General features: G+C 41.9%; 10 protein-coding genes. 4 read left to right on the top strand and 6 right to left on the bottom strand.

Going from position 1 to position 15,014, the window contains the following annotated elements; translation table 11 throughout:
* Positions 1–41: 41 nt before the first annotated feature.
* From K9M52_RS17565 to K9M52_RS17545, 5 genes are all read right to left on the bottom strand, one after another.
* The gene (locus tag K9M52_RS17565) at positions 42–3,548 is read right to left on the bottom strand and encodes a SusC/RagA family TonB-linked outer membrane protein (RefSeq protein WP_224069745.1); all 3,507 of its coding nucleotides are present in this window, start codon (positions 3,546–3,548) and stop codon (positions 42–44) included.
* A gap of 232 nt (positions 3,549–3,780) precedes the next feature.
* Positions 3,781–4,890, bottom strand: coding sequence for a FecR family protein (locus tag K9M52_RS17560; RefSeq protein ID WP_224069744.1), 1,110 nt, complete (start codon positions 4,888–4,890; stop codon positions 3,781–3,783).
* A 202-nt stretch (positions 4,891–5,092) separates the two neighbouring features.
* Positions 5,093–5,662 (bottom strand): RNA polymerase sigma factor, encoded by a 570-nt coding sequence (locus K9M52_RS17555; RefSeq protein ID WP_224069743.1) that lies wholly within the window; start codon positions 5,660–5,662, stop codon positions 5,093–5,095.
* A gap of 261 nt (positions 5,663–5,923) precedes the next feature.
* The gene (locus K9M52_RS17550) at positions 5,924–6,613 is read right to left on the bottom strand and encodes a methyltransferase family protein (RefSeq protein ID WP_224069742.1); all 690 of its coding nucleotides are present in this window, start codon (positions 6,611–6,613) and stop codon (positions 5,924–5,926) included.
* A gap of 136 nt (positions 6,614–6,749) precedes the next feature.
* Entirely contained in the window at positions 6,750–8,792 is a 2,043-nt protein-coding gene (locus tag K9M52_RS17545) for a M13 family metallopeptidase (protein WP_224069741.1), read from the bottom strand.
* 269 nt (positions 8,793–9,061) lie between these two features.
* On the opposite strand from K9M52_RS17545, the gene K9M52_RS17540 reads away from it, so the two are divergent.
* The 4 genes from K9M52_RS17540 (at position 9,062) to K9M52_RS17525 (ending at position 11,205) form a co-directional block, all read left to right on the top strand.
* Positions 9,062–9,607, top strand: coding sequence for an RNA methyltransferase (locus K9M52_RS17540; protein WP_224069740.1), 546 nt, complete (start codon positions 9,062–9,064; stop codon positions 9,605–9,607).
* 43 nt (positions 9,608–9,650) lie between these two features.
* Complete coding sequence (locus K9M52_RS17535) at positions 9,651–10,145, top strand: asparaginase domain-containing protein (protein ID WP_224069739.1); 495 nt, start codon at positions 9,651–9,653, stop codon at positions 10,143–10,145.
* Between the two features lie 164 nt (positions 10,146–10,309).
* The gene (apaG, locus tag K9M52_RS17530; protein WP_224069738.1) at positions 10,310–10,696 is read left to right on the top strand and encodes a Co2+/Mg2+ efflux protein ApaG; all 387 of its coding nucleotides are present in this window, start codon (positions 10,310–10,312) and stop codon (positions 10,694–10,696) included.
* 131 nt (positions 10,697–10,827) lie between these two features.
* Entirely contained in the window at positions 10,828–11,205 is a 378-nt protein-coding gene (locus tag K9M52_RS17525; protein ID WP_224069737.1) for a DUF4157 domain-containing protein, read from the top strand.
* Between the two features lie 17 nt (positions 11,206–11,222).
* On the opposite strand, the gene K9M52_RS17520 is transcribed toward K9M52_RS17525, so the two are convergent.
* Positions 11,223–14,999, bottom strand: coding sequence for a sensor histidine kinase (locus K9M52_RS17520; protein WP_224069736.1), 3,777 nt, complete (start codon positions 14,997–14,999; stop codon positions 11,223–11,225).
* Between the last annotated feature and the right edge of the window lie 15 nt (positions 15,000–15,014).

The following is a 15,014-nucleotide window of genomic DNA, read 5'->3' as shown; positions in this document are numbered from 1 at the left end:
ATATAAATGGAGTAAATACCTATGTAACTATGCCTGTCTGATTAAAATGCCATTTTTAAGCCTAATGACAAAGAGCGGAGACTGGGATAATTACTGACATCAAAATAACCGCCTGCCACGCTAAAAGGATCATCAGAAGTTTCAGGATCATTTCCCGGATAGCCGGTAATCGTAAATAAGTTCGTAGCAGAAAAGAAAATAGAGGCGTTTTTAATGCCTTTACTTTTTAGCCATTTGCTTTGATTCAAAAGATAGCTAAGGGTAACCGTTCTTAATTTGAGGTAAGAAGCATCAAAAACACTTAAACTTGTATTATACATTAAGGCCTGGTCTTTCCATACTAACCTAGGATTCTGTGCATCGGGATTATCTGGCGTCCACCGGCCCAGCATATAGGCATTCGCATTGGAAGTGCCCACAAAATTGATACTGGAAACACCATCTCCCCACATCAGTGAGCCGCCTTGAGAATAGGTAAAATAAAAATTCAAATTTAGATTCTTATAGGTGAATGACTGCGTAAACCCTCCATAGCAGTTGGGCGCTGCGCTGCCGATAATCTGATCAAAGGCAGGATACTGTCCTCCCGATTCAGAGCCATCCAGCTTAAACATTGGGTCACCAATGGAAACAAATGCAAACGGGGCGTAGCCACTGGAAGGATCTGCATAGAAGCCTAGCCGTTTCCTATAATCCTCTAATTCTGCCTCAGTGCGGATAATACCCTCTATTTTCAGCCCGGTAATTAGTCCAAGTGGTTTTCCCTCTATCAGGGTAACATTTCCATATTCAAGGCCAGTCAAATTTCCCAACTGTGATAGATCTGCCTCCTCGCTGATCTTTGTAACCAATGTCTTCGGCCAGGTAATATTCATGGAAGCACTCCATCTAAAATCCTTATTGCGGATAATATCGCCTTCTAAGGAAAGCTCAATCCCAGTACTTCTTAAACTGGCCACATTTCCCAATAAAGATGAATAGCTACTGCTAGGTGCAACGGGGAGGCTTAATAAGGCCCCCCTGGTTTCTTTACGGTAATAATCCACTGTCCCGCTTAATCTGGAATTAAAAAAAGCGAAATCTAACCCCAGATCAGTTTGTCTGGTGGATTCCCATTGAATCGCAGCATTACCTAACTGGGTGGGTATCAGAGCGCTGGTACCGGCATAAGAATAAGGGGAATAAAGGGTTCTATACATCTGATCTGCTATATTCTGGCTTCCGGTTATTCCATAACTGCCACGAAGCTTTAAGTCATCAATCCAATGAACATCTTTTAAAAAATTCTCCTTAGAGACCCTCCAGGCCAGCGCACCGGACGGAAAATATCCATACTTATTCTCCGGTCCAAACTTAGAAGATCCATCGGCCCTTCCTGTAAATGTCACCAGGTATCTATCTTTAAAACCATAATTGGCACGTAAATAATAAGAAACAAGGTAACTCTGAGGTTTACTGGGATTATCACCCTTCGTAAACAGCGGGGTCACCGCAGAAGACAGGCTATTTAAGATATCGTCATTTGGGTATCCAGTTGCCGTGGCGCTAAAAAAGCTATATTTTCTGGTTTCATAAGAATAACCACCTAATAAATTAAGGCTATTATCGTCATCAAATTGCTTATTCCAGGTAAGCGTATTTTCCCAGAACCAGTTGGCCAGATGACTGTTAGAATTTGCTCCAATACCTCCTTTATTTTCGACATTTCCATAAAAGCTTCCGATGGCCAGATAACTAGGTGTATAATTACGTTGGGTATAATCTTGCATATTAAGGGAAATCGTTGACTTAAACTCAAGGTCATTTGTAAACTTATAAATACCAGAGATAGAACCCAGTAAATTAAAGGTCTTGGACTGGTTAAGTGCCGTTAACATTGCCACCGGATTTTGAAAGCCTTGATAACTGTACCCAATACCGGAAAAGTCTGAATACGCTCCTGCGGAATCATAGGGTGTGTAATCAGGCCGGGCCCGAAGAGCCTGCTGGTACGCTCCATCAGTAACATTTTGGCTGCTGTATCCCAAATTCAAATTCGTAATAAAGCGCAAATGTCTGCCGATTTCGTTCTCCAGGTTTAGTTTTCCCGCGATTCTCTCGTAACTACTGTTTTTGATGACGCCTGGCGTACTGTTGTATGAAATAGAAGAATAGTATTTGGTAGCATTGCCTCCGCCTCTTACAGCTACTTCGACATTATTAGCCAACGTATTTCTGGTGACTTCTTTTAACCAGTCTGTATGCCCTTTGCCAAAATAACTATCCGCATGATGAACAATAGCATCAAGTTCAGGTGAAATGCTCATGTCATATTTGCTTCTATAATCGTAATCATTTTTAGCCGCTTCAGACAATAGCATTTTATACTGATCTGCATTGAGGAGCGTGGGGGTAAGTGGCTTGCTCCATGTTCCGTAGTAGCTGAACATGACCTGCGGTTGCATATCCTTTTTACCTTTCTTGGTCTGAATGATCACTACGCCATTAGCTGCTTTTGAGCCATAAATCGCGGTGGAAGATGCATCTTTCAATATAGTAATGGATTCAATATCGTCGACATTAAGCCCTCCGATACTGTTGAGTGCGTTAACGAAAGCTGTGGACATGCCAGAGCTCACTCCGCCAGCCCCCGTAACATCGTTCCCCACAGGACTGGATACATCAAAACCGGGATTAATAAAGTTACTTTGTACCTGTACCGGTACACCGTCGATAACGTATAGCGGATCATTGCCACCCAACAATGAAGTGGAGCCCCTCACGCGGATACGAACAGTCCCTCCCGGCGTTCCGTCTGTTTTTGTGACTTGAACGCCTGCTGCTTTGCCGGCAATCGCATTATCTGCCGTTAAAAAAGGAACATCCTGAATATCTTTGGCTGTTATGGTAGAAACAGATCCTGTAAGGTCTTTTTTTTGGACCTGTCCATAACCGATCACTACTGTTTCATCAAGTTCATTAACGATGGCCGTAAGAATGATATTAATCACCCTTCGGTTACCCACTTTAACGGTTTTAGTTGCATAACCGACACTACTAACAACGAGTACAGTGCTTTCATCTACGTTGGAAAGTTCAAATTCGCCCTGCGCATTAGATAAAGTCCCTTTTCCATCCTGTCCTTCAATCCTGATCGTTGCCCCGGCAATCGGCATACCCGCATCACTGGTTATTTTTCCTCTGATGTTATCAGCCATATCCACCCGTTTTACGACCGGTGTTACAGAATGTGGAGCATCCTGCGCCTGTTTTGCTTTTACTTTAATGATCACCACTTTATCTACAATAGAATAGCTGAGACGGGGCTGCTTTTCAAAGCAGGCTTTCAATGCCTGTTCTATCGGTATGTTGTGGAAACTCAGTGTTACCGGCCTGGACAAATCCATAGTAGATCCCTTATAAAAGAAATCATAGCCACTTTGCTGCTGCAACTGGTTAATCACTTTTTCGAGTGGAGCATTTGTCTCATTGATCGTTACCTTCTGTGCCGTCCCTCTGGCCGACACGCTGAGCGACGCCAAAAGAATAAGCATCATCGCCAATCTCATAATCCGCCAAATTTTAATCGTTGGGAATGGGTGCAAAAACTGGAGCTTCCTTTTTTTGCAAAAGAGCGTTAAATACATAACTTTGTTACGTTTGGGTGAATAAATAAAGTCTAGCGACTTGTGCCAATTATAAGCTCAAACCTGACCGGAGGTGGTTCCAACACTTTCGGTCATTTTTGTATGTTGAGCCAGACAAAACATCTAGTTTTTCATTTGTTACTTCTATTGAGTTTTAAATCGGAGAAACAATAATACTTGTCTTGTTAGTTTCTTTTCCCGGCTTGAGTGTAAAATTGATGCCGGATTGTTTCAGGATTTCCAAAGCTTTGCCTAATGCTAGGTTTTTAGGAAACCTTCCCGTAAACTTTTCCTCTGTAAGACCAGACTTATAGGTCACATCAAAATTATACCAGCGGCTGATTTGCTGCAGCATCTCTTTGAGCCCTGCGTCATAAAATTCAAAATATCCGTCCTTCCATGATGTAACCGCCCCCATTTGGCTCACTTCGCAAATAATGTTATCCTTACCAATGCTCGCCTGCTGGCCCGGCATCAACACGCATTTCATTTCCTTACTGTCAATACGCAGGCTGCCCTCGACAAGTGTCGTAATGATATTTTGATTATCACCATAGGCATTGATATTGAAACTGGTTCCCAGGTCTTCGATAACCTGATCGGCCACTTTTACCCTAAACGGCTGCCGGGCGTTATGCACTACTTCAAAATACGCTTCACCGGTCAGTTCAACCAGCCTTTCGGCGCCATTGAAGTTTAAGGGGAACCTTATCGAACTGGCTGCATTCAGCCATACTTTTGTGCCGTCTGGCAGCGTCAATGACCACATCCTGCCCTTTTCCGTGGAGATAGTATTGTAGGCCAGTTGATGACTGGTCCCCTTATATTGCACCCCCGAAGAATCTCTTAGAATTTCAACCCCTGATTCGGATGCGATCAGACCATGGGCCGTACTGTCCAACAGAATCGTGCTTCCATTATCCAGGTGAAGAACAGCACCTGTGTGTCCTGGCGGTAAATTGACTATAGCAGCGATCCGCTCTCTTGCCTCGTCAGAGGAAAGCGTATGTCTCCACCACCATAACCCGCCCAATAATAAAAGAAATACCGCAGCGGCCTTCCACCATGCCCTACTGGAAAGAAAGAACCGACTCTTACTTCGTCCGGTATACGCCAACAAATCCTGACGGATCCTTAAACCGCTTTCTTCCAGCTCTTCCTTGGTGAGCATTTGCATTTCCACTTGTGAGAGATCAGTTTTCTGGTACCACTGCTGCAATTGACTGACCTCTTCCTGGGAGGCAGTACCTTGTAAATGCTTCATAATCAAATCCTCGATTTGCCTTGATACCATAGCTTAATTTTAATGGAATGTTCTCCGTAATAATAAGTACCATGAGAAAGAGATTTGTACCAATGGAATTAACAAAAAAATAAAATTATTTTTTCCAAGCGTTAACAACAAGGACATAGTCACCTCATGATCACATAATTACAAAAAATAATGCAGGAAAAACTGTTTGCGATCAGAATAACAATATAGAAGCACCCGCTTCTCTCAAAGTAGAACGGATAATTTGCCGGGCTCTGGCCAGATGGTTCCTGGCAGTATTGGAAGAGATCTGTAGCCTGTCAGCAATCTCCGGAATTTTTAAATCTTCTTCCTCACTTAAGCGATATACAATCTTACATTGTGTTGGCAATGCGTCTATTGCAGTGGACAAAATTTGCTCGAGGAAACGGGCGTGGATGAGAGATTCCAGTTCATTATCGGAGGGAGCCAGGCCGCTGACATGACCGGATATTTTCTCTCGTCTCAGTTTATCCTTAGCGATTTGTTTAAATACGGCATATTTGCAAGCAGTGGCTAAATAAGGGCCTAAAGCTTTAATATCCAGCTCATTTCTTCTGTCCCACAAACGCATAAATATTTCCTGGACAATTTCCTCTGCAGCTTCCTTACTTTCCATATGCTTAAATGCAATGGCAAATAACAACTTCCAGAAACGATTGTAAATTTCTGTAAAAGCATTATTATCACCTTGTTGGAGTCTTTTAATTAAAATATCCTCACCATATGAAGCGTAAACGGTCATATACTATTCACATCTGTTATTGCCATTGTAGAGCAAGTAAAGATAATAAAATCTTTTTATGATTTCTTTTGCAAATCTAGCAATTGGTCTACCAAATAGGCTAATTGCATATTTTTTTTCGTCAATGAAGTCCCGTTAGGAGATAAAAAAATGGCGACCAGTGATTTATAGCAAGACCTATATATGCAGCAGCGGCTGTAACGTCAAAATAAAAAAGAAAAATTTTAAGCAAAGGACTTTTAAATAGGTCAGCTGGCCGAATCAGTAAAGAAAAGGGATCAGCATTTTGGTCTTGTTTGCATAACGTTCATACGCCTTTCCATACTTATTTTTAAGATACTGGTCCAATAAAGGCGCATTATAAAAAGCAAAGAAACAGAATAAAATGACAGGAATGATCACTGCATAGTAGTTCCCTGAAATTATTGCATAACCAATGACCCAAAGCAGGTCACCAAAATAATTGATGTGCCTGGCATATCTGAAAAAGCCTCCCGTATAAAGCCTGCCTTTGTTTTCAGGCTTCTTTTTCCATTTATCCCGCATGATTTCACCTCCCGTATTCAATATTGAGCCTACAATAAAAAGTATGACTGCTCCAAAATCGAGAAAATCCAGCGCTTTAGCTGTCGGCAGGACCAACAATGAGAATCCGACGTAGTATAAGGCAAAAGCGAATGGGATGCTTATACTTTCCTGCCATGGGATTTTTCTCTTAAGCAGCACAAACATCATATAACCCAGTCTGCCAAAGGTGACAATATTAAAAATGAAAATGACCATCCTGCGCCCTGTCTGTTCAGTGGCGTTATGAATCGAAAATGTATGTGCCAGCCAATCACCTCCATTTTGAAAAAGTATCCAAAAAGAAATCCGCAAAAGCAGTATTTCAATGATGGTAATAAGCGTCTTCTGCGGTAGACTGTTGTGATATTGACCATATAGTTTCATATCATAGGTTTTACTTTATGGTGAATGAAGTTAAGCATTATTGAGCACAGATCTACTGTTGGCCATGGGCAGTCCTTTTAAAAAAAACTCTCTGCATGAGCCATACAGAGAGTTTTTTTTAAAGTACTAATATAACTTACCAGATCTTCAATCTGTCTTCAGGCGCGATGTACATCTTATCGCCTGGCTGGACATTGAAGGCTTTATAAAAAGCATCAAAATTCATAAGCGGTCCGAGGACACGCCATTGGGCGGGAGAATGAGGATCCAGATTAATGCGTTGGCGGATCGTCGCATCTTTGTATTTGCTTCTCCATATCTGGGCCAGCGACATAAAGAAACGTTGGTCGGGTGTATAACCATCAATCTTAGTCGTATCCTGCCCCTGTTTGGTTAATTTAAATGCATCGTAAGCGATCGCCACCCCGCCAAAGTCAGCCATGTTCTCACCTGTCGTCAGCTGTCCATTTACATGTAAAGAATCCAGTACAGTGAAGCCATCATAAAGCTTCTGAATCTTCTTTACTTTCTCTTCAAACTTGGTTTTGTCTTCTTTAGTCCACCAATTATTGATATTGCCCACTTTATCATACTGAGATCCCTGATCATCAAAACCATGTGTCATCTCATGGCCAATCACCATACCGATACCACCATAGTTAACTGCATCATCAGCATCCTTGTCAAAGAATGGATACTGCAGGATGCCGGCAGGGAATACAATCTCATTAGTAGTCGGATTGTAATAGGCATTCACAGTAGGAGGGGTCATAAACCAAAGTGACTTATCCACAGGTTTGCCGAGCTGAGAAAGTTCAAAGTTATAGTTGTTTTCTCTGGCTGAAACCACATTTTCAAAATACTTTGTTTTATCTACATTCACCTTACTGTAATCTCGCCACTTGGTAGGATAGCCAATCTTACGAATAATCGCCTTCAGCTTGGTCTGCGCGGTGGCCTTAGTTGAATCGCTCATCCAGTCCAGATGCTGAATTCGATTCGCGAATGCCGTTTCCAGATTAGACACCAATTTGTCCATTCTTTCTTTAGCTTCCGGAGGAAAATATTTTTTTACATATAGCTGCCCTAATAACTCACCCAGGTTGCCATCTACTGCTGACGCCATCCTTTTCCAAAGTTCTTCTTGCTTTTCACGGCCGGTCAGAACTTTGGAATAAGCAAAGGCCGCATCTGTAAATGGTGTGCTCAAGGTACCACCGTATGAACCAATGGTATTGGCTTTCAGATATATCTTCCACTGGTCGATGGGAACAGAAACAAGTAGCTTATTGAGTTGCTCATAATAAGCCGGTTGGCCTACGTCCAGAGAATCTACACCACTTGCCCCCAGGTTTTTCAGTAAGTCAGTCCAGCCAATATTAGGTTCTGAGCTGACCAGAGAAGCGACAGACACTTTATTATAGTTACTTTCCACATCTCTGAGCTGCACCCTCGTTTTATGAGAGCCGGCGATCTGCTTTTCAATACCATAGACAGTTTCCGCATTTTTTGCAGCTGTCGCATCGTCCGCACCTGTCAGGGTAAAGAGCGTTTTCACATAGGTTTTATATGCCTGTTGAATCTTAACCGTGGCACTATCGGTTCTAAAATAATAATCTCTGTCAGGCAGTCCCAGGCCCGTTTGATAAAAAGAAGCGATATTCATGGAACTATTTTTCTGATCGGGTCCAACACTAAATCCGATGATGGAATGATCACCTCTTTTGTAAGCATCTGTTACATAGGTTAAAAGGGAAGGGACATCTTTGATCCCGTCAATAGCTACCAACATGGATTTAATCGGCTCATAACCTCTTTTGTCCCGGGTGGCCGTATCCATTCCTGACGCAAAATAATCACCAACCTTCTGTTCAATACTACCAGGTGTGCCTTCATTTTTCAGCGCATCTTCCAGCAAACTTTTGAGTTTTTCCCTGTTATCATCTGCCAGTTTATTAAAGCCACCCACCGCAAATTTATCCTCGGGGATCTTGACAGTGTCCAGCCATTTTCCGTTCACAAACCTAAAGAAATCATCCCCCGGTTTAACGGTGCTGTCAATAAACTGCGTTTCAATAAAATGCTGTCTGGTCTGTGTATCGCCTGAACCGGTGCCGCTGCAAGCGGCAAAAGCTGAGGCTACGGCAACTGCAGCAACTGAGAACGTAACTTTATTCATTGTTTATGTTTTTATGTCTAAGTGAAATCTAATGTTGTTTTACTGAATGCCAGCGGCTAAACCTGTTAAAAAGCCCATTATAGACGCAGTCACCTGTCCCGCAAACACCAGGCATTTGGAATTAAGGTTTGGTAGCGCCCGAGCTGTCTCTCTATTCTTAATTATTTACAATGCGGAACAAATGTCGGGAAATATATTCAGAAAACCATCAGGTGTTCCAAAAGCTGTTATATACTGGTTTTTTGGTTTTTTTGTTCGTACTTTGCGCCATGCAAAAAATCAGCATGGATGATTTGGGCAGACTGAGCCCTGACGACTTTAAAGCCGCAGCAAAACTCCCGTTGATCATCATTTTAGACAATATTCGCAGTATGCATAATGTAGGCAGTGTTTTCCGGACGGCCGATGCCTTCCTCTGTGAGCAGCTCATGCTTTGCGGGTACACGCCACAGCCGCCTCACAGAGATATTCATAAAACGGCCCTTGGCGCAACAGAGACCGTCATCTGGTCATATTTCAAGGACACAATGGAAGCTGTAGCGGGAATCCGGGCAAAAGGTTATGCTTTGTATAGCGTTGAGCAGGCCAAGGGAAGCATTTCTACAGAGCAAATGCAGAAAATAGATGCACCCGGCCTACAAAACGGCCTGGCGCTGGTCTTCGGTAATGAGGTTCAGGGCGTGGATCAAAACGTGATCGACATAAGTGATGGATGTCTGGAAATTCCGCAATTCGGGACCAAGCATTCCCTGAATATTTCCGTGGCAGCCGGTATCGTGATCTGGGAAGCCTCCAAACTCTTACGAGGCGTTTAGAACAGAGAATAAAATTTTAAATAACACTTATAATTCATTGAAAATGACAATCCGAATTTTGGTCACAGGAGGAACGTTTGACAAAGAATATGATATGATTCATGGGAAGCTTGATTTTGAACAGACCCATGTTCCCGAGATGCTGCAATTAGGGCGGTGTACCGTGCCGGTAGAAATCAGAACACTGATGATGGTGGACAGCCTGGAAATGACTGATACTGACAGAGAGTTGATTCTGCATACCTGCCGGTCCGTTCCGGAAGACCGGATCTTATTGACGCATGGTACAGATACGATGAGTCAGACAGCGGCATATCTTGCAGCCGCAAACTTGCCTAAAACCATCGTTATCACGGGAGCTATGATTCCCTATAAGTTTGGAAGCTCTGACGGCTTTTTCAATTTAGGGGCCGCACTTGCTTTTCTGCAAACCTTACCACACGGGGTGTATGTCGCCATGAACGGCCGGTATTATAACTGGGATAATGTCCGTAAAAACAAGAAAACAGGTTTCTTCGAAGAAATCACGCTGACTTAATTAGATTTATCCTCTTTGATTCTCAATTAATTGTAATCTCCTGTTGGCACAGTTAAAACGAATTAACCTGCTACTTACCGAATTTTGCCCTCAATTGTATCGTCTGATTCGATCAATGCGTTATCTTTATTGTATTATATTTGAGTGTAAATACCCCTAAAAAGATGACCTACCAAATATCACAGGGCATAAAAATTAATGTAGAGACCTTTTTTCAGCCGGATCAAAGTAGTCCCCTGGTAAATGAATATTTATTTGCCTACAGGATTACTATTGAAAACCATAATCCCTTTGTCGTGCGATTGCTCAATCGACACTGGCATATATTTGATTCCAATGGCACGACCCAGGAAGTTAAAGGAGAGGGAGTCGTGGGAGCCCAGCCCTATATAGAACCTGGGGCAGCCTATCAATATGTGAGCGGGTGCAGCCTAAATTCAGAAATGGGAAGAATGCATGGAGAATATCTGATGGAAAATCAAAACACCAAAGATCAGTTTGCAGTTCCGATTCCGGCATTTGATTTGATCACGCCTTCTAAATTAAATTAGCTCCATTACTTCTGGTTTCATTATTTATGCAACCGGAGTTGTTATGAAGGGAGGCGCAATGCAGAAGATTTTCTGTTTCGATACGTAAAGCTCACACGCCAGCGCCAGAATTCGGCATCTATCTATAACGCATGGAACTCGTTCCTTATTTATCTGATTCAACAGACACGGCGACAGAAAAAATCCGTGTCCGGATCCGGCAAAACGCCTTGCTGGCGAAAATTGCCTGCAAGTGTATCCGGCAAAAAGATGTGGCGCTCACTGTTTATAAAACCATCTATTTATCGCATAGCACACCCGGTGGTTTTTTAGCCAACGAGCGTTGGGTCGCGCATGAGCTCGCCCATGTACGGCAATTTATGACTTACGGTTACATTCGTTTTTTGGTGATGTATCTTGCAGAGAGCCTTCGTAAAGGATATTTTCAAAATAAGTGGGAAGCGGAAGCCCGCGCCCAGGAAGAAAAAACCGATATTCTGCAGGAATTTTACTTTGAATATCAGCTGTAACAATCGTCACTTGGTGATTAGCTTTCCATAATGTCTTCTTCTGGTTCCTCGTAAAGAGGCAGCGTTACATAAAATGTTGTTCCTTTTTCGGCCTCACTTTCAAACCAGATTTGTCCACCTGCATTTTCAACGATACCCTTACAGATAGCAAGCCCCAACCCTGTACCGGAGGTCTTGGTTGTAAAGTTGGGTACAAAGATCCGGCTCGCTTGTTCTTTTGTAATACCCATTCCTTTGTCAGCAACGGTAACCAACACGTTTTTTTCAACCCTCTGCTCTTCAATCCTTACGGTAAAACGGTCCATTTGTTCCGACGCTTCCATGGCATTCTTGATCAAGTTGGTAAAGACGCGTCTGAGCTGTACCTTATCAGCCCGGACACTGTTTTTCTCTGCAGAAGGCGTATAAATCACCTCAATACCATCTTCCGTATTATATAACAAGAGTAAAGGCGCAATAATTTCTTCGATCGTAAACGTTTCAGGTTTAGCATGGTGAATGTTGGCAAACTGAGAAAAATCGCTGGCGATCTTAGCCAGTTGATCAATCTGTTCTATGAGCATGTCAGACACGCGCTTGGAAAGCGAATGAATATCCGCATCGGAATTCTGGGCAGAACGCTGTAAAAACTGCAGGCTCAGTTTCATAGGCGTTAGGGGGTTTTTAATTTCATGAGCAACTTGGCGAGCCATCTCTTTCCAGGCGCCTTCACGTTCACTTCTGGCCAGTGCTCTTGCACTTTCTCCTAATTTACGCACCATGATATTATATTCCTGTACGAGATCTCCGATCTCATCATTTCGATCCCATTGTATTTCCTCATTTTCAATACCCAGATTAATCTTCCGCATATCCTCTTTAATGACAGAGAAAGACTGTGTAATCCTAAAAGTAAGCAGGCTGGCCACAGCTCCGGCCAAAAGAAATATGAGCGCATTTAAATTGATAATCGTCACCAGAAAGCTGGAAATTTCCTGATCCAGTTCATATTGAGAATTCAACGCAGGGGTATTCAAATAGCCAAATACCTGTTTATTTTTACCGTATAATGGCACATATATACTTAAGTATTTAAGCTTGCCGATAGTTTCCTGCTGGAAGAATTTAATTCTGTGTTTTAAATGCAATGCCTCAAAAGCCTTTGGATGCATCTTATTGCTGACGATATTTTCGTTAAATATATAGGGTTGAGAAGAGGCCTCAAGATTGCCATTCCTGTCATAGAGGTTGACATCCTGCTTATTCAGATTCGCTAGTTCAATCACCCTTTGTGCCACTACTGTACTATTATAAAAAGCATCTAAATCGTTGGGAGTCTGCATATTAAATGGCAACTCCTGGCTCAGACTTTCTTCAATTTCACCAGCCAGTATCTGAGTCGATTGCATCAGCTTATCTTTGTTACTTTTATTAAAACGGCTGATAAAAAAGGAGATCGTTGAAATCCCGATAATAATAAACGAGAATAAACTAATAAAGATCAAAGTGGCGTGCACCTGAAAACGGATATTAAAATTTAGACCACTTTTAATCAACTTCCATTTAAATCTTGACTGAATAATAAAACCTGATAGCTTCAATAGGACGATCACCACCACAAAAGATGAAAAAATATAGGCGAATAATGTAATAGTATTTAAAAGATCGTTATTTTTCTCAGTAATAACAACAGTAGTATGGTTTCCCGCGTTATACCACAGCTCCTTAACTTTAAAATTATTGATCTGTTTAAATTCTTTTTTTGGTATTTGCTGTGCAGAGAGTGAGTCCGAAAACTCAAAGTCTTTACTGTTAGAGAATATCTGACGGTCCTTATATACCGCGTAAGAATAGTTCTGCGGTATCTGCCCTGTTACAATAACCGGATTATTCAATAGCTCTAGCGAGAGATTGTTATTGACATATTTTCTTGGTGACAATACGACAAAAAGATAGCCCATCACCGCATTATTAAAAACACTGGTAATCTCCTTTCGATAAATATAGTTGAAATTATCCGACTCCGATCCGTGGATATACAGGTCTGTAACATTAGACGGCTTGCTATTACTCACTAGGGCATTAAGTAAACCAAAAGAAGAAGAGTCGCCATTAAATAAAGGTTCTCTGTTTTTGTCAAAGGTGTAGATCCGGGTATTGAATTTGTTCAAAAACCCAGAAAAATTGGCCATAATGAGACTGTCTTTGACAAAGCGATTATCGCCGTCTTCATAAAGCCGGTTAAAGTTGTCGTTCCAGAAAAAATTAGTAAAATTACTGATGGCCATCTTTACCAGGTTCTCACCGGCATTGTCTGCCTGTAAGGCCAATGCTTCAGCATATCTCTTTTTCTCTTCCTGTCTTCTGTTATTGGTAAACTGCAATATTGCCGTGAAGGTAGCGGCAAAAAACATCACCCAGAATAAAAAATATCTCGAAGCCACCAAGGGCCGGGGCAGATCCTCCCAGCGGTATTGAAGGATTAGTAAATAAAGCACCATCCATAGCAGAGTGAAAATTTTGATATTCACCATATCTGAGCTGACCCCAAAAGAAACCAATATCAAACCGCTGATCACTACAATAGCCATTCTTTCGTAAAGTCCGAATCCCGCGTTAACAGCCGGCAGGTGCAAAAAATAGGAAAGATTAAAAAAGCTTAGGGTAATAAATGTCAGGATTACGAACGTTACAACAGTATAGATATTCAAATTAAAAAAGTCCGCCACATTTATAGGAATCTTTGAATCTCTGACCAGGCTGGAGACAATGCTGACCATATTCATGGTACAGAGTGCAAATATAAATAAAGCAGCTACGGCTATGACCTTAGTATATTTCCTGATCAACTGCTGATGCCTGATCCCTACCTTGGTGTGCCTGTATTTAATAAAAAAAGTAATCCAAAAAAACAACAGGGTGTTAATGAGCAAATCTCCGAGAGAGGAATGCAGCATATTAGAAGCATAGATAATAGGGCTGAAGAGTTCATAACTCCGGTAATTAAACGGAATCGGCAGCCAGTAGGTCATAAATCTAAGCAAAACCACTGTAATCAATAGCCAAAAGGCTCCTTTATAAAAGCCTTTGATCAGTGTAATTTCACCTATGATACCATTGATAAAGATGAGCACAAACAAAATACCCAGCAATTTGAAGATAAGGGAAGTCATACTGGGATGCTGATCCGGGTTCTGGGCATACTTACTTAATTTAAAGACCTCCTGCCCTTTAGAATTGTATATCGGTTCTCCTCCACCTGACCTGTCGACATAATACATCCCTTCCAGGTCCGGTGCATGGGCAAAACTATTCCTAAAATATTTGCTTTCTATAAAATAGGTCCAGCGGATAGGCACCATTGCTACGACGAGAAAATCGCCATTTTTCGTAGGTATGGTCTTTTTCAGCATTTCAAACAGCCCGTTATTGGCACGGATAGGGTAGTAGCCATCCGGTAATCGTAGATCTGACTGACTGACATTCATATTGAAGGTATTCCAGTAAATCTCCTGTGGAGGGGTACTATCCGTGATCGAATAGACAAAAAGGCCATAATCTTTGTCCAGCAGTTTAAGGGATGATTTATCGGATGTCCTGCTTAACAACTGCTTTAAAGAAGAAGTCGTGGTCGTCAGATACTCAAAATCCTGTTCCTGTCTGGCCAGATAGGATTCAAAGCTCTGTTTAACTTTTTGCGGAGAAGCATTAAATGCCCAATAATTGCTTATCACAAAGGAAAGTGTAAACATCCATGCGGCTATGATCAGAGAATAGCCCTGTTTAAATATTGCTTTTCGTAGCGTGGTTATCATATCATAAGATCGCCT

This window comes from Arachidicoccus terrestris, from assembly GCF_020042345.1.
GTDB lineage: Bacteria > Bacteroidota > Bacteroidia > Chitinophagales > Chitinophagaceae > Arachidicoccus > Arachidicoccus terrestris.
The sequence above is the reverse complement of the archived record's forward strand: the minus strand, read 5'-3'. Positions and strand labels throughout refer to the sequence as shown.

Excerpts from the sequence above, each read along its gene's own strand:
- K9M52_RS17565 (WP_224069745.1), bottom strand. The coding sequence starts at position 3,548 with ATGAGATTGGCGATGATGCTTATTCTTTTGGCGTCGCTCAGCGTGTCG.
- K9M52_RS17560 (WP_224069744.1), bottom strand. The coding sequence starts at position 4,890 with ATGAAGCATTTACAAGGTACTGCCTCCCAGGAAGAGGTCAGTCAATTG.
- K9M52_RS17555 (WP_224069743.1), bottom strand. The coding sequence starts at position 5,662 with ATGACCGTTTACGCTTCATATGGTGAGGATATTTTAATTAAAAGACTC.
- K9M52_RS17550 (WP_224069742.1), bottom strand. The coding sequence starts at position 6,613 with ATGAAACTATATGGTCAATATCACAACAGTCTACCGCAGAAGACGCTT.
- K9M52_RS17545 (WP_224069741.1), bottom strand. The coding sequence starts at position 8,792 with ATGAATAAAGTTACGTTCTCAGTTGCTGCAGTTGCCGTAGCCTCAGCT.
- K9M52_RS17540 (WP_224069740.1), top strand. The coding sequence starts at position 9,062 with ATGCAAAAAATCAGCATGGATGATTTGGGCAGACTGAGCCCTGACGAC.
- K9M52_RS17535 (WP_224069739.1), top strand. The coding sequence starts at position 9,651 with ATGACAATCCGAATTTTGGTCACAGGAGGAACGTTTGACAAAGAATAT.
- apaG (WP_224069738.1), top strand. The coding sequence starts at position 10,310 with ATGACCTACCAAATATCACAGGGCATAAAAATTAATGTAGAGACCTTT.
- K9M52_RS17525 (WP_224069737.1), top strand. The coding sequence starts at position 10,828 with ATGGAACTCGTTCCTTATTTATCTGATTCAACAGACACGGCGACAGAA.
- K9M52_RS17520 (WP_224069736.1), bottom strand. The coding sequence starts at position 14,999 with ATGATAACCACGCTACGAAAAGCAATATTTAAACAGGGCTATTCTCTG.